The 19,800-nt window shown below is 61.3% G+C and carries 16 protein-coding genes; 7 read left to right on the plus strand and 9 right to left on the minus strand.

Translation table 11 applies throughout. The features are described 5' to 3' along the window. Nucleotides 1-121 precede the first annotated feature (121 nt). Complete coding sequence (locus HK439_RS10110) at nucleotides 122-1,495, plus strand: DUF2865 domain-containing protein (protein WP_190291292.1); 1,374 nt, start codon at nucleotides 122-124, stop codon at nucleotides 1,493-1,495. Here the strand turns inward: HK439_RS10110 and gltX are convergent. The 5 genes from gltX to HK439_RS10135 form a co-directional block, all read right to left on the minus strand. After that, entirely contained in the window at nucleotides 1,455-2,819 is a 1,365-nt protein-coding gene (gene gltX / locus HK439_RS10115; protein ID WP_190291293.1) for a glutamate--tRNA ligase, read from the minus strand. The two genes, HK439_RS10110 and gltX, sit on opposite strands and share 41 nt — an antisense overlap. 50 nt (nucleotides 2,820-2,869) lie before the next feature. Continuing rightward, on the minus strand, nucleotides 2,870-4,096 hold the full coding sequence (locus HK439_RS10120) for an MFS transporter (protein WP_190291294.1): 1,227 nt from the start codon (nucleotides 4,094-4,096) through the stop codon (nucleotides 2,870-2,872). A 94-nt stretch (nucleotides 4,097-4,190) separates the two neighbouring features. Further along, complete coding sequence (locus HK439_RS10125; RefSeq protein ID WP_235987757.1) at nucleotides 4,191-5,879, minus strand: NAD+ synthase; 1,689 nt, start codon at nucleotides 5,877-5,879, stop codon at nucleotides 4,191-4,193. Nucleotides 5,880-5,926: 47 nt separating this feature from the next. After that, nucleotides 5,927-6,469 (minus strand): response regulator, encoded by a 543-nt coding sequence (locus tag HK439_RS10130; RefSeq protein ID WP_190291296.1) that lies wholly within the window; start codon nucleotides 6,467-6,469, stop codon nucleotides 5,927-5,929. A 155-nt stretch (nucleotides 6,470-6,624) separates the two neighbouring features. Then, nucleotides 6,625-8,007, minus strand: a complete 1,383-nt coding sequence (locus tag HK439_RS10135; protein ID WP_190291297.1) for a class II 3-deoxy-7-phosphoheptulonate synthase — start codon at nucleotides 8,005-8,007, stop codon at nucleotides 6,625-6,627. A 197-nt stretch (nucleotides 8,008-8,204) separates the two neighbouring features. On the opposite strand from HK439_RS10135, the gene HK439_RS10140 reads away from it, so the two are divergent. Next, nucleotides 8,205-8,927, plus strand: coding sequence for a VIT1/CCC1 transporter family protein (locus HK439_RS10140; protein WP_190291298.1), 723 nt, complete (start codon nucleotides 8,205-8,207; stop codon nucleotides 8,925-8,927). 88 nt (nucleotides 8,928-9,015) lie between these two features. Beyond that, nucleotides 9,016-10,146 carry a carboxylate-amine ligase gene (locus HK439_RS10145; protein WP_190291299.1) on the plus strand — a complete coding sequence of 377 codons (1,131 nt, stop codon included), beginning with the start codon at nucleotides 9,016-9,018 and terminating at the stop codon, nucleotides 10,144-10,146. 3 nt (nucleotides 10,147-10,149) lie between these two features. Here the strand turns inward: HK439_RS10145 and HK439_RS10150 are convergent, their stop codons facing one another. Then, nucleotides 10,150-10,743, minus strand: a complete 594-nt coding sequence (locus HK439_RS10150) for a gamma-glutamylcyclotransferase family protein (RefSeq protein ID WP_190291300.1) — start codon at nucleotides 10,741-10,743, stop codon at nucleotides 10,150-10,152. Nucleotides 10,744-10,811: 68 nt separating this feature from the next. Between HK439_RS10150 and HK439_RS10155 the strand changes: the two genes are divergently transcribed. From HK439_RS10155 to HK439_RS10170, 4 genes are all read left to right on the plus strand, one after another. Continuing rightward, entirely contained in the window at nucleotides 10,812-11,999 is a 1,188-nt protein-coding gene (locus tag HK439_RS10155) for an aminotransferase class V-fold PLP-dependent enzyme (protein ID WP_190291301.1), read from the plus strand. Nucleotides 12,000-12,163: 164 nt separating this feature from the next. Then, nucleotides 12,164-13,684, plus strand: a complete 1,521-nt coding sequence (locus HK439_RS10160; RefSeq protein WP_209011706.1) for a diguanylate cyclase domain-containing protein — start codon at nucleotides 12,164-12,166, stop codon at nucleotides 13,682-13,684. A 61-nt stretch (nucleotides 13,685-13,745) separates the two neighbouring features. Continuing rightward, nucleotides 13,746-15,020 carry a flavin monoamine oxidase family protein gene (locus HK439_RS10165; RefSeq protein ID WP_268956887.1) on the plus strand — a complete coding sequence of 425 codons (1,275 nt, stop codon included), beginning with the start codon at nucleotides 13,746-13,748 and terminating at the stop codon, nucleotides 15,018-15,020. Between the two features lie 271 nt (nucleotides 15,021-15,291). Further along, on the plus strand, nucleotides 15,292-16,806 hold the full coding sequence (locus HK439_RS10170; protein WP_235987779.1) for a diguanylate cyclase domain-containing protein: 1,515 nt from the start codon (nucleotides 15,292-15,294) through the stop codon (nucleotides 16,804-16,806). Nucleotides 16,807-16,855: 49 nt separating this feature from the next. Here HK439_RS10170 and gor read toward each other — a convergent pair whose 3' ends face one another. From gor to rpiA, 3 genes are all read right to left on the minus strand, one after another. Continuing rightward, on the minus strand, nucleotides 16,856-18,232 hold the full coding sequence (gor, locus tag HK439_RS10175; protein WP_190291305.1) for a glutathione-disulfide reductase: 1,377 nt from the start codon (nucleotides 18,230-18,232) through the stop codon (nucleotides 16,856-16,858). 164 nt (nucleotides 18,233-18,396) lie between these two features. Next, nucleotides 18,397-18,966 (minus strand): DUF2059 domain-containing protein, encoded by a 570-nt coding sequence (locus HK439_RS10180; RefSeq protein WP_190291306.1) that lies wholly within the window; start codon nucleotides 18,964-18,966, stop codon nucleotides 18,397-18,399. 60 nt (nucleotides 18,967-19,026) lie between these two features. Then, complete coding sequence (gene rpiA / locus HK439_RS10185; protein ID WP_190291307.1) at nucleotides 19,027-19,722, minus strand: ribose-5-phosphate isomerase RpiA; 696 nt, start codon at nucleotides 19,720-19,722, stop codon at nucleotides 19,027-19,029. Nucleotides 19,723-19,800: the final 78 nt, after the last annotated feature.

A 19,800-nucleotide genomic window follows, 5' to 3' on the forward strand; every position in this document is an offset into this window, starting at 1 on the left:
GCGCCAGCCGATCCCATATTAACTTCAAAGCAGAGCTTTGGTTGCTATCCTTGTCGTTCCTACCAATAGTGACGATAGGGAAGGCGCAGGGGCTGTGCGCCTGAAGGGTCAGGGATAAACTATGACGGCAACTCGACCGGCAGCGTTCGGCATTTGGGTCAGGGTCTTGTCCCTGGCCGTTGCCTTGATGGCCGGCACCCCGCCAACGTCCGCTTCGGCGGCAAGCTGCGACAAACTGAGGGTCGAACTCGACCGCCTGGAACGGCAGGGCGGCGCTTCGCCGGAGGTCGCCAAATGGCAAGGACAGGCACGCCTCCAGCAAAAAGCAATCACGGCTGCAGAGCGTGACGCGCGGTACTTTCAATGCGCCACTCTGACCACGGTTCCGAAATGCCGCCAGCTCAACGCGAAAATCGCAAAAATGCAGGCCAATCTCGCCGCCATCGAGAAACAGGCCGCCCGCGCGGAACGGAAAACGACCGGCAGCGCCGGCCGGATCCGGCAGATCAGGGCATCGCTCGACCGGCAAAACTGCCTTGCGCCGGCTCAGGCCTCCTATCCCGGCCGCGGCGAGGAAATCACCGTAAGCAGCGGCGGCGCAAATGTCTCCGGCCCCAACTTCTTCCAGCGCCTCTTCGGGCGGTCCCGCCATGTGGAGGTGATCGAAAGCGACGGCGAAATGGACGCACTGACATCGCGCAGGCGCCTGGCCTCCTCGAACAGTTCGGACGGGGTCCGCTTTCCGGCCGGCGGCACCTACCGGACCATGTGCGTGCGCACCTGTGACGGCTATTACTTCCCGGTCAGTTTTGCGACCGGCCGGGACCAGTTCGTCAATGATGCCGCCCGCTGCAGCGAAATCTGCCCGGCAGCGGAAACGGAACTGTTCGTCTACCGGAACCCGGGCGAGACTCAGGAAAATATGACGTCCCTGACCGGCATTGCCTACGGGGACCTGGAAAATGCCAACCGGTTCAAGACCGAATACGTTTCCGGCTGCAGCTGCAGGGCCCCTGCCCGCCAGGACACGGCCGGCAAGATGACCGTGATCAGCCAGAGCGCCGGCGATCTGTTCACCGTCAACGGGGCGAAGGTTTCCGTCCTGCTCCGGGGTCAGGCGAAGGGGATTCGCGCGTCGCTGACCGTCGACGGCAATGAACCGGGCTCAACCGCCTTCAATCTTTCCCGCGAACCGGTCCGGCCGGACCATCTTCCGGCCTATCTGGATCCGGATACGCGGCTCAATCTCGAAGAGGGTTTCAACCTTCTGGCGTCGCTCAGGACAACTGCTTCCGGCGACAAGGAACCGATCGACGAAACCGCCGAGATAGAAACGTCCCACGGCCTGCCGGTGCTGGCCTCCGATAAACCGGATACCCCGCCGCCGGCCCCGGTCTTTACGGAAAACGCACCGGCATCCGCGCAGGCGGAAGCCGATGCTCAGCCGAAGGCGTCTATCCGGGTAGTCGGTCCAGAATATTTTGTCGCCCAATAAGCGGCAGCAGATCCTTCATGTCAGGACCATGATCGAGACCGGTCAGGACCCGGCGCAGCGGCATGAAAAGCCCGCGTCCCTTGCGGCCGGTTTCGGCCTTCAGGGCCTGCGTCCAGGCGCTCCATGTCTCGGCGGTCACCTCGCCGTCGGGTAGAAGATCGCGCGCCCTTGAGACATAGTCCCGGTCTTCTTCCTCGATCCGGCTTTCCACCGGCCCTTCGATAATCTGCCAGTAGAGCTTTGCGTCCCCGACCTTCTCGCAGTTTCCGCGGACGGCCGACCAGAAGGCTTCGCCTCCCGAAATGCCGAGCGCGGTCAGGCGATCGGAAGCAGCCGCATAGGGCATGTCGTGAACCAGGCGGGCGTTCAGGACCAGAAGTTCCGCCGGATCGAACTTGGCGGCGGAGCGGGACACGCTCGCCAGATCGAACTTTTCCGTCAGCGTTTCCATGTCCGGCACCGCTTCCACGGCATGACTGGTACCGGTGAGAACGGCTAGGGATGCCACCGCCATGGGTTCGATGCCGTCTTCGCGCAGGGATCCGATGGACAGCGCGCCCTTGCGCTTGGACAGCCCCTCGCCATCGACCGTCGTCAGAAGGTTGTGGTGGGCAAAGATTGGCGCCTCCGCGCCAAGCGCGCGGAAAATGGCGATCTGAACGGCGGTGTTGGCAACGTGATCCTCGCCACGGATGATATGCGTGACGCCCATGTCGATGTCATCGACAATGGAACACAGCGTATAGAGATAGCTGCCGTCCTCACGGATCAGGACGGGATCCGACATGGACGCGAGATCGATTGACTGCTCGCCGCGGCACAGGTCGTTCCAGGAGATGTCTGTCCGGCGGGTCTCAAAAGGGTCGCCGTCATGGTTCGGCAGGAGGAACCGCCAGTGCGGCTTGCGGCCCTCGGCTTCGAATTTCGCCTTTTCCTCGTCCGTCAGTTTCAGTCCGGCGCGGTCGTAGACCGGCGGCCGGCCGAGCGCGCGGGCGCGCGAACGGCGGCGCTCCAGTTCGTCCGGCGTCTCGTAGCAGGCATAGAGCAGCCCGGCGGCTCTGAGCTTGTCTGCCGCCGCATCGTAGTTGGCGATCCGCTCCGACTGGCGTTCGATCTGATCGGGGTCGATACCCAGCCAGCGCAGGTCCCGCTCGATGGAAACTGCATATTCGACCTTAGACCGCTCCAGATCGGTATCGTCGAAGCGCAGGATGAACTTTCCGCCGGCCTGTTTGGCGAAGAGCCAGTTGAAAAGTGCCGGACGGCTGTTGCCGATGTGAATATGGCCCGTCGGGGACGGAGCAAAACGTGTGATGACAGTCATGGGGTTTCAGGTACCGGGAGGAATGCGAAGACGCAAGCGGGATATTGCCGTTATCCGGTGCCCTGCGCCTCCATCCTGCGGTGCACGCGGCCGGCAATGAAGGTCAGGTTGGCCGACATGGCAAGGCAGTACAAAGACATGCCGACCATCTGGTAGTCGAAGGAGACCTTGAGATCGATCAACCAGCCGACCAGCCCGGGCCCGATGGCGGACGACAGAACCATCAGGGCGAAGACCACCGAACGGACAGCGCCGAGATAACGGGTTCCGTAGACTTCCGGCCAGAGCGCGCCGATCAGTGTCGCCATGAAACCGTTGCTGATACCGAGCAGCGCCATGAACAGGAAGGCCGCGTAACTATCATGGATCAATCCTAAGACCAGGCACGCGGCGGTTAGCGGCAGCAGCATGAACGGTAAAAGCGCGCGGGCGGAGTAGCGGTCGATCAGGGCACCCAGGATCAGCGATGACACCACGGCGAACATCGACATGACCGCAAAGGCACTGGCGAAGAGTTCCAGCGTCCAGCCGCGCAGTTCCACCAGATAGACCTGATGGAACAGGACGGCAGTGGCAATGAAGGGCGGCGCGAGCACACCAGCTGACATGATCCAGAACGCCGGATCGCGCAGCACTTCCGCCCGGGTCCAGTGGCGCACCGGTCTGGGTTTCTCGCCCTCCGCCATGTTTTGCGGCGTCCGCTCCTTGCGCAGCAGGGCCAGGATGACCGGCAAGGCAATGATGACCAGAGCGGCCGCGGCGATCAGCCATGTCACGCGCCAACCGAAGGCCGCACTCAGCACCACGAAACTGATCGGCAGTGTCGCTTCGGCCGCCGGAAAGCCGAGGCCGGCGATGGAGACCGCCCTTCCCCGCTGCGCGTCGAACCAGCGGCCGACGGCGGTCATTGACGTGTTGGACATCATGCCCTGGCCGAACAGGCGCAGGCCATAGATGACGAAGAACAGCATGATGACCGAGGAAACGCCTGCCATGGCGACGCAAAAGACCGCCAGCAGCACCATGACGACGGCAGCGACCCGCGGGATCGAGTAACGGTCGAGGCTGCGGCCAATCCAGGGCAGGCTCATGGCGCTCGCCAGGGTCGCCGCCATGTAAAGCGTTCCGAATTCGCCATTGGACAGTCCGAATTCCTTGCGCACGCTGCCGGCAGACAGGCCGATGAAGAAGGTCTGGCCGAAACCTGAAAAGGCCGTCAGCAGAAACCCGGCCAGAAGCCAGCGGAAATTGGCGCGCACGAATGCGAAAAAAGCCACGGCGGATCCCCGCATGCCGCCTCGCCCGCAGTCGCCTCACGGGGCGCGGTGCAAGCGAAGCGTTCGACGTTGTCAGGAAGTTCCGCTGCCTGAGTCAGCTGCGGTCGCGGAACCGGTTGGTAATCGGATAGCGGCGGTCCCGACCAAAATTGCGGGCGGTGATCTTCACGCCGGGAGGCGCCTGGCGCCGCTTGTATTCGGCAATGTAGAGCAGATGCTCGATTCTGTGAATGAGGTCGCGGTCATGGCCGCGTTTTTCGATGTCGCGCACCGCCATTTCCTGCTCGACAAGGCAGGACAGAATATCATCGAGCTGATCATACGGCGGCAGGGAATCCTGGTCCGTCTGGTTTTCCCTGAGTTCCGCGGAGGGAACCTTGGTGATGATGTTTCGCGGCACGACCTCGCCTTCGGGCCCCATCAGACAGTCGGAACGGTTCTTGTTGCGCCACCCCGCCAGGTCGTAGACCTGCGTCTTGTAGAGATCCTTGATCGGATTGTAGCCGCCGTTCATGTCGCCGTAGAGCGTGGCGTAGCCGACCGACATCTCCGACTTGTTGCCGGTGGTGACGACCATGTAGCCGAACTTGTTGGAGATCGCCATAAGGATGACGCCGCGGGAGCGCGCCTGCAGGTTCTCCTCCGTCGTGTCCGGAGCCCGGCCGGCAAAGACCGGAGCCAGCACCCTGGTGAAGCCCTCGACCGGGTCGGCGATCGGGATGGTGTCGAAGCGGATGCCGAGCGCAGTGGCGCAATCGGCCGCATCCTTGAGGCTTTCGTCGGAGGTGTAGTGGTAGGGCATCATGATCGCATGGACCTTGTCGGCCCCAAGTGCATCGACGGCCATGGCCGCAACCACGGCGGAATCGATGCCGCCGGATAGCCCGAGCGTGACCCCGGGAAAGCCGTTCTTCAAAACATAGTCGCGCAGCCCCACGACACAGGCATTCCAGTTGGCCTCGTCCACATCGGGCAGAACGGTCACCGGGCCGCATTCGCACACCCAGGTTTCCTCGTTCAGCACCCAGTCCGTATAGGCAACACCGGCCTCGAACTGGGGCATCTGGAACGCGAGCGTCCGGTCCGCCTGAAGCCCGAAGGACCCGCCGTCGAAGACCAGTTCGTCCTGGCCGCCGAACTGGTTGCAGAAGACAAGCGGCAGACCGCTTTCCACGACCCGGGCAACCGCGACCTGCAACCGTTCCTCCGCCTTGTTCTCCCAATAGGGCGAACCGTTCGGAACCATGAGGATTTCGGCGCCGGTTTCGGCGAGGCACTCGCAAACCTCGTCGTTCCAGATATCCTCGCAGATCGGCACGCCGATGCGCACGCCCCGGAAGTCGACAGGTCCGGGCAGCGGCCCTGCGGAAAAGACCCGTTTTTCGTCGAAGACCCCGTAATTCGGCAGGTCGGTCTTGTAGCGAACCGCCTGGATCCGGCCGCCATCGATCAGAACGGCCGCGTTGTAGAGCTTGCCGTCGAACAGCCAGGGGGAGCCGATGATCATGCCCGGCCCGCCGTCGGCGGTTTCTTCCGCCAGCGCTTCGACCGATTGCATGCACTGTTCCACGAAGGCCGGCTTGAGAACCAGGTCTTCCGGCGGGTAACCGGCGACGGCCAGTTCCGGGCAAAGCACCAGATGGGCGCCTTCCTGCGCGGCTTCCGCCCGGACCCGGCGGATCAGATCCGAGTTGCCTGAGATATCGCCGACCACAGGATTGAGCTGGGCAATCCCGAGGCGAAGTTTGCCGCGAAGGGCTGTGGGTTTCGAAGCGCTCATCATCCTTCGTGATTAGCGTGACGGTGAATGAGTTGCAATCGGTGCAAAGGCTAAATCAAAGCCATATCGACCGGCGCGATCATCTCTCCTGCCGGATTACCGGGGGAAGAAGAATAGTCGTCGCCCCTGAACCGGTTGCGCCGGTCCGTTGGCGTCGCGTCGAACAGGATCCCTCGCGTGCGTCCGTAGAGCGCCTGCTTCTGCAAGGTGTCGCTGATGTGCCGGTAAAGAACGGCGGGCGAGACCGGCTTGGCGATGAACCCGTGGATGCCGAGATTGAGGGCCTCAAGGACCGTGGATTTATGGGAATGCGCGCTGACCACAACCACCGGAAGGGTACTCAGCAGCTTGTCCCGCTCGGCCCGAAGGGTGCGGATGAACTCCGACCCGCTCAGCGGCTTCATGACCCAGTCGCAGAGGATAAAATCCGGGCTGCGATCCAGAACGGCCTCGAGTCCGTCGGCCCCGTCGGATGCTTCAAAAATATGACGCGCGCCAAAGCCGCCGAGAACGGACCTCAAAATGCTGCGCATATGCATGTTGTCGTCAATAACCAGAAACGAGACCGCGGACAGGTCCCAATGCGTATTCATTTTTGCAAAAATCCCCTACCCCAATTCACGCCCGATGTATGCGTAAATGACCTTAAGTAATCCTTGCGAAAATTATCGATAATCGGATTTGCCATCCCCTAAATGAGAAGAGCGGCAAAATGCCGCTCTTTTATCCGTATTTCTGACAGTGTCCGTCAGGCGTTGACCGCCAGCGGTTCCGACCGGCGGCCGTCCCGCTCCTTCTTGAGGTTTTCAGCGATCAGGAAGGCGAGCTCCAGCGCCTGGTCCGCATTCAGACGCGGGTCGCAATGGGTATGGTAGCGGTCGCCGAGCTGTTCCGCGGTCAGCGCATGCGCACCGCCCGTACATTCGGTCACGTTGCGGCCGGTCATTTCCACATGAACGCCGCCGGCATGGGTGCCTTCGGCCCGGTGAACGGCGAAAAAGGCCTCGACCTCCTTCAGGATCCGGTCGAACGGCCGGGTCTTGTAGCCGCCGGCGGTGACGGTGTTACCGTGCATCGGATCGCAGGACCAGACCACGACCTTGCCTTCCCGCTCCACTGCGCGGACGAGCTGCGGCAGGTGGTCGAAGACCTTGTCGGCGCCGAAGCGCGCGATGAGCGTGAGGCGGCCCGGCTCGTTTTCCGGGTTCAGGATGTCGATCAGTTCCAGAAGACCGTCCGGCGTCATCGACGGGCCGCATTTCAGGCCGATTGGGTTCTTGATACCGCGGAAGAACTCCACATGAGCGTGGTCGGGCTGGCGGGTCCGGTCGCCGATCCACAACATATGGCCGGAGGTGGCGTACCAGTCGCCGGAGGTGCTGTCGACGCGGGTGAACGCCTGTTCATAGCCCAGAAGCAGGGCTTCATGGCTGGTGAAGAAATCGGTCGAGCGCAATTGCGGAACGCTCGAGGAATCCACACCGCAGGCGCGCATGAACGCAAGCGACTCGGTGATCCGGTCGGCCAGTTCCTTGTAACGGTGCCCCTGGGGACTGTCGGAAATGAAACCGAGCATCCACTGGTGCACCTGGTCGAGATTGGCGAAGCCCCCTTGCGCGAACGCGCGCAGCAGGTTCAGCGTCGCGGCCGACTGGCGGTAGGCCATGCTCATCCGGTTCGGATCCGGGATCCGGCTTTCCGGCGTGAACGCAATATCGTTGATGATGTCGCCCCGGTAGCTCGGCAGTTCGACATCGCCCTTCTTCTCGGTATTGGAAGAGCGCGGTTTCGCGAACTGGCCGGCAATTCGGCCGACCTTTACCACCGGCTGGCTGGCGGCATAGGTCAGAACAACGGCCATCTGCAGGAAGACGCGGAAAAAGTCGCGGATGTGGTCCGGGTGGTGCTCGGCGAAGCTCTCCGCACAGTCACCACCTTGAAGCAGGAAACCCTTTCCGGCCGCGACATTGGCAAGCTGGCGCTTCAGGTCACGCGCCTCACCTGCAAAAACCAGCGGCGGATAGGTCGACAGACGGCCTTCAACCTCTGCCAGGGCCTCTTTGTCGGGATAATCCGGCACCTGAACGATCGGCTTCGATCTCCAGCTGTCCGGTGTCCACTTCTCCGCCATTGTTTCAACTCCTGCACTCGGTGCCGGGCGCACCCATAATCTTATGATTTGTTCTGCCCGGATTGGTCCGATTGATCTATCGCGCTGCACCTCATGAGCAAACGTGCGCGGGTTATACACGGGTCTTTTCTCCAAGACCACAGGTAGTAGAGTGAATTTACCGGTCAACGCCAGCAGCAACGACAAGGATACCGCAGATGAGCCTCGAACACAGCCATGCGCCGGATGATATTGCCGACAGGCTGCATGACGGGCCGACGATCAACTACCTGCGCGACTGGGTCTATGGCGGGATCGACGGTGCGGTGACCACCTTTGCCGTGGTCGCAGGTGCGGTCGGGGCGAACCTGTCGACCCCGATCATCCTGATCCTCGGACTGGCCAACCTCTTCGCCGACGGCTTTTCCATGGCGGCGGCGAACTACTCGGGCACCAAGACGGAGGAAGACGACTACCGCCGCCTCAAGCTGGTGGAGGAAAAGCATATTCAACTGGAACCGGAGGGCGAACGCGAGGAAATCCGCCAGATCTATAGTGCCAAAGGCTACGTTGGCGAAGAGCTGGAAACCCTGGTCGGCATCATCACCTCCCAGCAGCAAACGTGGATCGACACCATGATGCAGGAGGAATACGGCCTGTCCGCCGCCCAGCGCTCGCCTTTCAAGGCCGCCCTGTCGACCTTCGCCGCCTTCGTGATCTGCGGCAGCCTGCCGCTGATCCCGTTCGTATTCGGTTTACCGGCGTCCGCCGAGATAACGACACTGCTGACGGCGAGCGCCTTTTTCGGCATCGGCTCGATCAAGTCGCGCTGGTCGACCCAGCACTGGTTCTGGTCCGGACTGGAAACCACGGTGATCGGGATGGCGGCGGCGGCCATCGCCTGGATTGTCGGCTACCTGCTTCAGGGGCTAATGGGCTAGGCCTCGGCGTTCATATCCGCCCAAACCGGCGGAAGTCCGGGAATAAACGGACTTGACCGGCCTTGCCGGCAAAGCCGAAGCTTCTTCCATGATCGAGCCTCAATTCACTCTCGGCATCGAAGAGGAATATCTTCTTGTCGACCGCGGGTCCCGTGACCTTGCGAGCGCCCCGCCCGCCGAGCTTTTTGCCGATTGCGAAGCCGCCCTGGAAGGCCGGGTCAGTCCCGAATTTCTGAGATGCCAGATCGAGGTCGGTACGCCGGTCTGCGCGTCGCTGGACGAGGCCCGACAGGAATTGCGGTTCCTGCGGCGAACCATAGCGGAAAAGGCCCACCCTTACGGTCTGGCGCCGATTGCCGCTTCCACGCATCCGTTTGCGGAATGGATGCGCCAGCCGCACACGGACAAGGACCGCTACAACGATATCGCCAAGGCGATGCAGGTCGTCGCCGACCGGCTTTTAATCTGCGGCATGCATGTTCATGTCGGCATCGAGGATGAGGAACTGAGGATCGACCTGTTCAACCAGATCGCCTATTTCCTGCCCCACCTTCTGGCGCTGAGCACGTCGTCCCCCTTCTGGCGCGGACGCAATACCGGTCTGAAGTCCTACCGGATGGCGGTTTTCAACGAATTGCCCCGAACCGGACTGCCGGAAACCTTCGAGAGCTTTTCCGACTACCAGCGCACCATCAACGTCCTGATCAAGGCCGGCGTGATCGAGGACGGGACCAAGATCTGGTGGGACCTGCGCCCGTCTGCCCGCTTTCCCACGCTTGAAATGCGGATTACCGACCTGTGCACCCGGCTGGAGGATGCGATCGCGATCGCGGCCCTGTTCCGTTGCCTGTGCCGCATGCTTTACCGCCTGCGGCGATCCAACATGCGCTGGCGGACCTATTCCCGGTTTCTCATTGCCGAAAACCGCTGGCTGGCGGAACGCCACGGCACGGGCGCGGACCTCATCGACTACGGCCGCGGCACATTGATGCCCTATGGCGAATTGATCGAGGAAATGATCGACCTGCTTCAGGAGGACATTGCCTTCTTCGGCTGCGAGGCGGAAATCGCGCGGATCCGCAAGATCGTCGCGGAAGGCACGTCCGCCGACCGGCAGATCGGCCTTTACGAGACAATGATCTCCGGCGGCTCATCCTCGGATGAGGCTTTGAAAGGCGTCGTCGACCAGTTGATCGCGGAAACGGTGGAAGACTGCTGATACTCAGGCCGGCGCCAGATAGCGCACCTTTTGTCCTGCAAGGTGATCGTCGATCATTTCCGCCATCACCGCTTCAAGGCGGATCGCACGCGGATAAATCGGCTCGCCGCGATCCGCCAGGATCGGCACGTGCCAGCCTCGGGTCGTCTCCAGGAAGTGGATGACCCCATCCTCTCCCCAGAGCGCATGGAAGCCGGCGAGGACGCAGTCGAGATAGCTTTGCAGGATGGGGTGATCCGCATCGCCCCAGTCGTTATGTTCCGGCTTTGAGCGGAACAGGAACATGTCGTCAGGGCCCGGCAGGTTTTCCAGGTCGCAGCGGAACGCGCCTCCGACCCCGTCGATACGGTCGTATTTCCATTCCCGCTGTTCCAGTTTTGCCAGGCCGTCTTTCGGCTCGGTCGCAAGCACACCCCGGATTCTCGCGCCCTCTTCCGGAGCGACGCTCAGGGAACAGACGCCCCGGCCGGTCTGGTTGGAGCCGCGGATCCGCCATTCCCGCACCCAGCCTTCCAGCCGCCCGGGCCTTACCTGTGCGGTCTCGGGCAAAGTGGCAGAATTGACGAGGGAGCCGTAGCCGAAATAACTAATGGTCATAGTCCGGATGTAGGGACGAACCGCCGTCCCGTAAAGACGCCACGACGATCAGGAGCCGGGAAATCCACATGAGCGACAGCCTCAACGAAGAAGACGTTACTCTTCTGCGCCGCGATACGCCCGGCTGCGAAAACGTCATACATTTCAACAATGCCGGTACGGGCCTTGCGCTCAAACCCGTGCTTGATGCGGTCAAGGATCATCTCGATCTGGAAGCCAGGATCGGCGGCTACGAGGCCGCGGCAGCTCACCAGGAAACCTCCGATGCCTTCTACGCCAATATGGCGGCCCTGTTGAACGCGGATACCTCCGAAATCGCCTTTGTCGAGAATGCGACCCGCGCCTGGGACATGGCCTTTTACGGTATCGACTTCCGGCCCGGCGACCGGGTGATCACCGGCCGGTCGGAATATGTCTCGAATTTCGTCGCGCTCCTGCAGATGAAAAGAAAGGCGGGAATCGAGATCGACCTGATCGATGACGACGAACACGGACAGATCGACCTCAAGGGGCTGGAAGCTGCCATTACTCCCAAGACGCGCCTGATTGCGCTGACCCATATCTCCACGTTCGGCGGGCTGATCAATCCTGCCGCAGAAGTCGGCCGGATCGCCGAAAAACACAATCTTCTCTACCTGCTTGATGCCTGCCAATCCGCGGGCCAGGTGCCGCTTGACGTTCGCGAAATCGGCTGCCACCTGCTTTCGGGCACCGGACGGAAATACCTGCGCGGGCCGCGTGGCACCGGGTTCCTTTATGTCAGCGATACGGTCCTCGATCAGCTGGAGCCCCCGTTCGTGGATCTGGAGGCCACGACCTGGACCGGACCGGAAAGTTATGTCCTGAAACCGGATGCGCGGCGTTTCGAAAACTGGGAACGCTATGTCGCCGGCCAGATCGGCCTGGGGGTCGCTGCCGGTTACGCTCTCCGGTTCGGCATGGACGGTCTTTCCCGGCGCATCATCGAGCTCGGCGCTCAGCTCAGAAGCGAATTGTCGAAACGGGACGGCATCACCGTTCACGACAAGGGACTGCACAAGGGCGGCATCGTCACCTTCCTCAAGAACGGCGAAGATCCGGCGGAAACGAAGGCCCGGCTCGCCGGACACCGGATCAACGTATCGGTCTCCGGAGCCACATCAGCGCAGATCGACCTGCCGCCACGCGGGCTCGATGCCCTGGTGCGCGCCTCGGTCCATGCGTTCAATACGGAGGCTGAAATCGACGCTTTCGTAAAGGCGGTCGGTATCGGCTGAAGCAAAGAAATCCGTAAAGAACTTGTTTGCCATAGTTGGCCATCAGGCTTTAACGCTTCTCCGTTATTCTGACAATGAATTCAGCGGCGCCGGTTCGCTGCCGGGGACATTTTCATCCCGGCACGTACGAGAGCTGCTGGTTGTTCGGGGTGGGCAGTCAGCAATTGAAAACCGATAGTTTTTTGACAGGCGCCGGCGATCAAAAGCCGGCAGGGCGGATTGCGGTCCGCGTTTACGGGCTTGCGGCCATGCTGATCCTGCTTGCCAGCATGTCGCTGCTTCTGGTCGGCTATGTCGCCTCCCGCTCAGCAGACCGGCAGGCGCTGGAAAACGAAACCCTGATCTTCGACAATGCGCTTTACGACCGGCAGCTGCTGATCGCCCGCGACCAGCTCAGCGTCGCCCGCTGGGACCGGTCTGTTGAAAACATCGCACATGATTTCGACCAGGATTTCGTCCGCGACGAGTTCATCGACTCGCTCTGGTACGATTACAATCTGCATCGGGCTTATCTGATCGGGCCGGACGACCGGGTTCTCGCCCGCTCCCTGGAACACCAGGTGGACTTCACGCCGGAGACCTTGAAGCCGGGCGATCCGCTCAAGATCCTCGCCGACCGCACTCGTGCAAAATTCGAACGCAACCGGATCGATCTGGGGGACGGCTACGGCCAGAAACGGATAACGACGAGGCAGGTGGCCGATGTCTCCGAATTCGCCTTTTCGCGGATCGACGGACAGGCGGTGCTGTTGAGCGCCATGGCCATTGTGCCGGACGACGGCACCGTCACCTTGGGCGAAGAGCCTCCCGTGATCCTGATTTCGGCGAAGCACATCGACGATGCCTTCGTCAAGGAATTCAATGCCCCGCTGTCCCTGGAAGACATTGCCTTTCTGGACGGTGAAGCACCTGAAGGAAGAACCGCCCGCCGTGCCCTGACCGGGCTGCAAGGCGAAAAGATCGGCCATTTTGTCTGGACGCATGACACGCCGGGGCAGGAAATCTGGGGACTTGTCGTGCCCATAGCCGTGGCGCTGGCGGCTCTTCTATCTGTCGCAGCACTCGTCGTTTCACGGCAAATCGGCAGATTGTCGGCCTCGCTGGAACAAAGCGAACTTCGAAACCGCCATTTCGCCCAGTACGATCCGCTGACCGGTCTTGCCAACCGCATGCTGTTTTCGGATCTCCTCTCTCACGCAATCGACCGCCTGCCGGAGCGTCCTTTCGCGCTTGCAGCCTGTGACCTGGACAAGTTCAAGGCGGTCAACGACACCTACGGCCACTCCGCCGGAGACACCGTGCTTTGCGAAGTCGCCAAACGGCTTCAGGTGGCCGTCGGCGACGCCGGCACGGTCGGACGGATCGGCGGCGATGAATTTGTCATCCTGTTCGACGGCCGTTCGGACCGGGAAAGCCTCAAGGCCCTCGCCGACGATATTCTGGAAAGCGTCTGCCGCCCGATCAAACTGGACGCATGCAACAACGCCAGCGTCGGCATCAGCCTCGGCATCGCATTTGCTCCTCAACTTGGATCTCTGGAAACGGAAATCTTCGCGGCAGCCGATGAGGCGCTTTACGAAGCGAAGGATGCCGGCCGCAACCGGGCTGTCTTCAGCGCCAGGGACCTGGTCTCCTCAAAAAAGCAGCGTGAGCGCAAATCGGCTGACACCTTCCATGCCGCATAAGATCACGCGCAGACGTCTTCTGAAGACCCTTGGTCTGGGAACCCTCGCATCGTCCCTAGCAATGCCCGTGCTGGCGGCAGGCCGGCAGAAAAGCGTTCTGGTCATAGGAGCCGGCATGTCAGGTCTTGCAGCGGCGCGAACCCTGAAGGATGCCGGCTGGGATGTTCTGGTTCTGGAGGCACGAAACCGCATCGGCGGGCGGATCGACACCGACCGGTCCCTTGGCGAAGTCCTGGAAAGGGGCGCCAACTGGATTCACGGGGTAAACGGCAACCCGCTCATGAAGCTGGCCCGGCAGGCCGGGGCGGATCCGGTAGAAACCGACTATGACGAATTGCTTGCCTTCGGGCCGGACGGCGCACTGCTTCCCGACGCTGTGCCGGAGAAGGCGGAAGCCAGATACGAGACCCTTCTGGACAGGATCGACGCGCGCCTGGACAAGGATGAAGACCGCCCTCTTCTGACGGCGCTTCTCTCCGAAATGCCGCGATTTCTCGACGATCCGCTTCTTTGCGCCCTGGGCGCGGATACGGAAGCCGATACCGGCGGACGGCTTGAAGACCTGTCGGCCTATTATTTCGACGAGGATGACGCGTTCGACGGACCTGATGCGATCCTTGAAGGGGGGTACGACCGGATTTGCGGTTTGCTGGCGCGTGACCTGACGATCAGGCTCAACGAAACCGTCCGCACTATCCAACACGGCTCCGGTCATGCGGTCGTTGAGACGGACGCCGGAAAATATCAGGCCGATCACGTCATTTGCACGGTCCCGCTCGGGGTGCTGAAAGCCGGCGCAATCCGCTTTGACCCGCCCCTGCCCGCCCGGCAGGCGAAGGCAATCGACCGGATCGGCTTCGGGCACATGGCAAAGCTTGCGCTCACATTCGATACTCCCGTCTGGCCCGGCGATCCGCATTTCTTCCTCAATGCGGACGCAACACGCGGCCGTTGGCCGAGCATATTCAACCTGCGAGCCGTTACCGGTCAGGACAGCCTCATGCTGATTTGTTCCGGCGACGCCGCGCTCAAGGCTGACGGGATGTCCGATGCCGTGATTATCGCCGATGCCATGGCGACATTGCGCAGACTTTTCGGGTCCGCGCTTCCGGCCCCCGCAGGCGTCATGCGGTCAGCGTGGTCAAAAGACGCCTTTGCTCGCGGCGTTTATTCCTTTGCGGCCGTCGGGAGCACACCGTCGGATTTCGATGCCCTTGCCCAGCCGTCAGGCCCGGCACTCCGGCTCGCCGGAGAGCACACGACGGCGCGTTACCGGGGCACGGTTCATGGCGCTTATCTGAGTGGCTTGCAGGCGGCAGACGGGCTGCTGAAATAACAACACCGGAAATATCAGGCAATAAAACTGCAGGAGCGCTTACGGGCATCCGAAAGGCTTTCAGAAACCTGGATGCAAGCGCCCACCAGAAAACCTGTGATTGAAAAACATCCGTAATATTAGCTAGTTAACGGATATTCACCGTGCAATTCCACTTCATATTAACTCATCGACGGTAACGTTAGGGCAGATTTTTTCAGGTGTCCGGATCAATCATGACTTTTCTGACGGCGATCTTTGTTTCTGAGCGAGGTTCCAACGCGTGACGAAGATGAACCGGCAATTCAGCAACCGGGAGGCATCGCCCCCCCGGCAACATATCTCCAAGCTTGCATTCCTGCTGGCCGGGATCCTGATCGCCGTGACCTCCGCATCCTTGCTGTTCGTGGGCTATGTGGCTTCGCAGGCGTCCGACCAGCAGGCGATCGCAAACGAAAAGCGCCTGTTTCAGCATACGCTTGAAAACCAGAAATACCGGATGATCCGCGAGCAATTGAAGGTCTCGCACTGGGACGAGTCCGTCCGCAATATCATCCGGACCTTCGACTACGATTTCGTCCGCAGCCAAATCCGTGGCCTGTGGAAGGACTACAGTTACAACAAGGTCCTGATCATTGCCCACGGCAACCAGGTCCTTGCAGAATCCTTCGAGGACTACACCCACATCATCAACCGGCCCCTGAACGAAACACCCGGCTACCTGCCGCTCGTTGAAAAGGCGCGTGCGCTCTACATGTCCAACCGGGTCCGGATTCCGGGAGGCTATAGCCACAGGTCCCTTCAAGGCCTTGAGCCGCCGCAATACGCAGCTGTCGGGTTCATCGTGATCGATGACAAGCCGGCGCTCGCAACCGCCATGCCGATCGTTCCGGACCAGGACAAGATAACCTTACCGGCCGGCCAGCCGGTGATCCTGGTGTCGGCCAAATTTATCGATGAGGAGATGCTGTCCAGCCTCAATGGCCAGCTTTCCTTCACCAATCTCACCTTCCTGAGAGATGTGATCGCGGCTCCGGGCAGCCCGTCTCACTTCGTCCGCGACGCCAACGGTCAGCCCCTGGGCAGCTTCTCCTGGCAGAGCCGGGCGCTGGGCAGTTCGATCTGGCCGACCGTCATCCCGATCGTGTTGATCCTCAGCCTTCTTCTGGCAGTGCTCGCGTTCGGGATCGCCTGGCGTATCGGCCGGCTGACAAGCTCCCTGCAGGCAAGCGAACGCCAGAACCGCCATCTGGCGCTGCACGACACGCTTTCCGGCCTTGCCAACAGGCTGCAGTTCAACCGGGTTCTGAAATCCGCGACCGATGACTTGCCGGCGTCCCCGTTCGCCATCATTCATTGCGATCTGGACAAGTTCAAATCCGTCAACGACACCCATGGCCACGCGGCGGGCGACACGGTGATCAAGGCGGTTGCTCAGCGCATGACCGACATTATCGGTAAAGGTGGACTGGTCGCCCGCCTTGGCGGCGACGAGTTCGTCATCCTCTACCGCGGCTTCACCGACCGCGGACGCCTGACCCTGCTCTCCGGCCAGCTTATCGGCGCGGTCGAAGCGCCGATCCCGCTTGACAACGGAAAGACGGCGGAAATCGGCCTGAGCATCGGGATCGTGACGGCCCCTGAATGCGGCTCAACCCCTGAGGGGCTGATGGCCGCCGCCGACGATGCGCTTTATTATTCCAAGGAGAACGGCAGAGGCCAGGCCGCTTTCGCCCGTGATATCAAGCACCTGTTCGCCATGTCCGTCAGCGGCGCCGAGGATGATCACACCAGCGACGCTGCCTGATTGAACCTTGCGAAAATGCGCCGGGTCTCTCGCCTCATGCCCGAACCGGTCAGCCGCGCAGGCGCTCCGTCGGTTCGCGCATGGTGACAAGTTCCTCTGCCGCGGTCGGATGAACGGCAATTGTGCGGTCGAAATCCGCCTTGGTGGCTCCCATGGCCAGCGTGATGCCGAGAACCTGAGCCAGTTCACCCGCATCCGGGCCGAGGATGTGGACCCCGAGCACCTTGTCCGTGTCCGCGTCGACGATCAGCTTCATCAGCATTTTCTCGTCACGTCCGGAAAGCGTGTGCTTCATCGGCCGGAAGCTCGATTTGTAGATGTCGAGGTTCGGCGTCTTCTCAAGCGCCTGCTCCTCGGTCAGACCGACCGTGCCCATCTCCGGCTGGGAGAAGACGGCCGTCGGGATCAGGCTGTGATCGACCGTCCAGGGCTTTTTGCCGAACACCGTATCGGCGAAGGCATGGCCTTCGCGAATGGCAACCGGAGTGAGGTTGGCCCGGTTGGTGACATCACCGACCGCATAGATGGACGGGACGGATGTCTGCGACTGGTCGTTGACCTTGATCGCCCCGATCCGGTCGAGCTCGACACCGGCCTTTTCCAGGCCGAGGTCGTTGGTATGCGGCGACCGGCCGATGGCGAACATGATCTGGCCGGCGGTCAGGATCTCGCCACCTTTCGTCTTGCCCGTCAGCACACCGGATGCATCTTTTTCGATGGAGGCAAAGACGTCGCCGCAGATGACGCGAATGCCTTTTTTCTCCATTTCCTCATGGACTCCCTTGCGCATGTCCATGTCGAAACCGCGCAGGATTTCCTCACCGCGATAAAGAAGCGTCGTCTCGACGCCGAGGCCGTTGAAGATCCCGGCGAATTCGACCGCGATGTAGCCGCCGCCTGCGACCACGATCTTTTCCGGGAGATCGGTCATATGGAAGGCTTCGTTTGAGGTAATGACATGCTCGCCGCCGGGCAGATCCGCGTCCACATTGGGTGAGGCGCCGACCGCGATCAGGATGTATTTCGCCGTCACCGTCTGGCCGGTCGCCAGCAGGCGGACCGTATTCGGTCCTTCCAGAACCGCACGGCTGTCATGCAGCTCCACATCGCTGCGCTCAAGATTGCGCCGGTAGATGCCTTCGAGACGGGTGATTTCCTGATCTTTCGCCGTCACCAGCTTTTCCCAGGAAAAGGATCTTTCGCCAACGGTCCAGCCGAAACCCTCGGCATCTTCGAACTCCTCGGAAAATTTCGAGGCATAGACAAAGAGCTTCTTGGGAACGCAGCCGCGGATCACGCAGGTGCCGCCGTAGCGATATTCCTCGGCGATCCCGACCTTGGCACCATGGTTTGCTGCAATCCTTGCGGCGCGCACGCCGCCCGATCCGCCGCCGATCACAAACAGGTCGTAGTCAAAATCGCTCATTATCGCCTCGTAATCCCGCCGATCTGCTGTTCGGCATATCTATAAATTTCCGACAGCCAGACCGACGGAACCTCTTCCGCAATGTCGGTTTCCACACGGCAAAAACAAGGCCGCATAACGCGGCCTTGTACATTCACGCAGTCAAACCGGTGTTTGTCCGGACCTTACTGGGCAGGCTTTCCGGCCGGGGCTGCCGGGGCAGCCGGTGCGTCGGCGTTTTCCTGGTCCCTTTTCTGCATTTCCTCGCGCACGAGGCTGACCATTTCCGTGGAGATCTGGTCCTGCCACTGGCGGGCCGCACCGATCGACAGGGCGGTGATGCTCGGCGTTTCCGTGGCAAGCTTCTGACCAATCGGAGAGTTGTAGAATTCCGCCAGTTGCTCAAGCTCTTCCACGGAGAACCGGTTGGCCCAGATCTTGTAAATCATCTCGTTCAGATCTTTGCGCTTGGCAGCCAGCTTCAGGGCAACTTCATTCGTAATCGCCGAAACCTCGTCGGACTTGAACGGATCGGCCTGAATGAAGATCGTCCGGGTCTGCTCGGCCATGAGCGGCAGGATCTCGTCGAAGGCATCCAGCGCCTTGTTCGCGACGACAACCTTGCGCGCCGCCTCGAGCTGGGCTTCCGAGACTTCTTTGTCCTGGGCATTGACCATGACCGGAAGCAGGGTGACAGCCACAAGCGCTGCAGCGGCAATCCGGGTTCCGGCCTTCAGGCAGTTTTTAAGAACCATAATCAAACTCCAACATCGGCCCCGGGCACATGTTCTTCCGAGGGCCTCAATTCACATTATCTAGCGGCTAGCGACAATGGTCCGCACACCGTCTGCTCCGGCGACATAGGCTTTGGCAGCAAGGCCGATGAACAAACCATGCTCGACGACCCCGGGAATCGCAACCAGCTTATCGGCCAAAGCGTCGGCGTCCGGTATCCGTCCAAGTTCAGCATCCAGGATGAAATGCCCGCCATCTGTGACAAAAGGATGTTCATCCCCGCCCCTGATGGTCAATTGCCCGGACAATCCCAGCCCGGACAGGCAGTCCCTGACGGCGAGAGTGGTCGCGCCCAGGCCGAACGGCACCACTTCGATCGGCAGCGGAAAGCGGCCGAGAACGTCGACGAGCTTGCTCTCGTCGGCGATCACGATCATTTGCTTCGACGCCGCCGCAACGATCTTTTCGCGCAGCAAGGCGCCGCCGCCGCCCTTGATCAGTCTCATCTCTGGGTCGATTTCATCGGCGCCGTCGACCGTGAGATCGAGCTCCGGCATCTCGTCCAGCGTGGAAAGGCGTATCCCCTCTTCGCTCGCGAGCTGATGCGTCCGTTCCGAAGTCGGCACGCCGGTCACATCCAGACCTTCCCGAACGCGCGCGCCGAGAGCTCTGACAAAATGCTCCGCAGTGGACCCGGTTCCGATACCGAGCTTCATCCCCGGCCGGACGTCTTCCACCGCCTTTTCGGCCGCCAGGCGTTTCCAAGCGTCACTCATCGCCTCTCCAAGACATTCCAAGGTTCGGGGCTCAGTAGCATGGCTTGCGATACAGGGTCTAGGTGATGGACTCATAAA

This window comes from Roseibium aggregatum (genome assembly GCF_014692675.1).
In the GTDB taxonomy this organism is placed as follows: domain Bacteria; phylum Pseudomonadota; class Alphaproteobacteria; order Rhizobiales; family Stappiaceae; genus Roseibium; species Roseibium aggregatum_C.

Excerpts from the sequence above, each read along its gene's own strand:
- HK439_RS10110 (WP_190291292.1), top strand. The coding sequence starts at position 122 with ATGACGGCAACTCGACCGGCAGCGTTCGGCATTTGGGTCAGGGTCTTG.
- gltX (WP_190291293.1), bottom strand. The coding sequence starts at position 2,819 with ATGACTGTCATCACACGTTTTGCTCCGTCCCCGACGGGCCATATTCAC.
- HK439_RS10125 (WP_235987757.1), bottom strand. The coding sequence starts at position 5,879 with ATGATGAGCGCTTCGAAACCCACAGCCCTTCGCGGCAAACTTCGCCTC.
- HK439_RS10130 (WP_190291296.1), bottom strand. The coding sequence starts at position 6,469 with ATGAATACGCATTGGGACCTGTCCGCGGTCTCGTTTCTGGTTATTGAC.
- HK439_RS10135 (WP_190291297.1), bottom strand. The coding sequence starts at position 8,007 with ATGGCGGAGAAGTGGACACCGGACAGCTGGAGATCGAAGCCGATCGTT.
- HK439_RS10140 (WP_190291298.1), top strand. The coding sequence starts at position 8,205 with ATGAGCCTCGAACACAGCCATGCGCCGGATGATATTGCCGACAGGCTG.
- HK439_RS10145 (WP_190291299.1), top strand. The coding sequence starts at position 9,016 with ATGATCGAGCCTCAATTCACTCTCGGCATCGAAGAGGAATATCTTCTT.
- HK439_RS10150 (WP_190291300.1), bottom strand. The coding sequence starts at position 10,743 with ATGACCATTAGTTATTTCGGCTACGGCTCCCTCGTCAATTCTGCCACT.
- HK439_RS10155 (WP_190291301.1), top strand. The coding sequence starts at position 10,812 with ATGAGCGACAGCCTCAACGAAGAAGACGTTACTCTTCTGCGCCGCGAT.
- HK439_RS10165 (WP_268956887.1), top strand. The coding sequence starts at position 13,746 with ATGCCCGTGCTGGCGGCAGGCCGGCAGAAAAGCGTTCTGGTCATAGGA.
- HK439_RS10170 (WP_235987779.1), top strand. The coding sequence starts at position 15,292 with ATGAACCGGCAATTCAGCAACCGGGAGGCATCGCCCCCCCGGCAACAT.
- gor (WP_190291305.1), bottom strand. The coding sequence starts at position 18,232 with ATGAGCGATTTTGACTACGACCTGTTTGTGATCGGCGGCGGATCGGGC.
- HK439_RS10180 (WP_190291306.1), bottom strand. The coding sequence starts at position 18,966 with ATGGTTCTTAAAAACTGCCTGAAGGCCGGAACCCGGATTGCCGCTGCA.
- rpiA (WP_190291307.1), bottom strand. The coding sequence starts at position 19,722 with ATGAGTGACGCTTGGAAACGCCTGGCGGCCGAAAAGGCGGTGGAAGAC.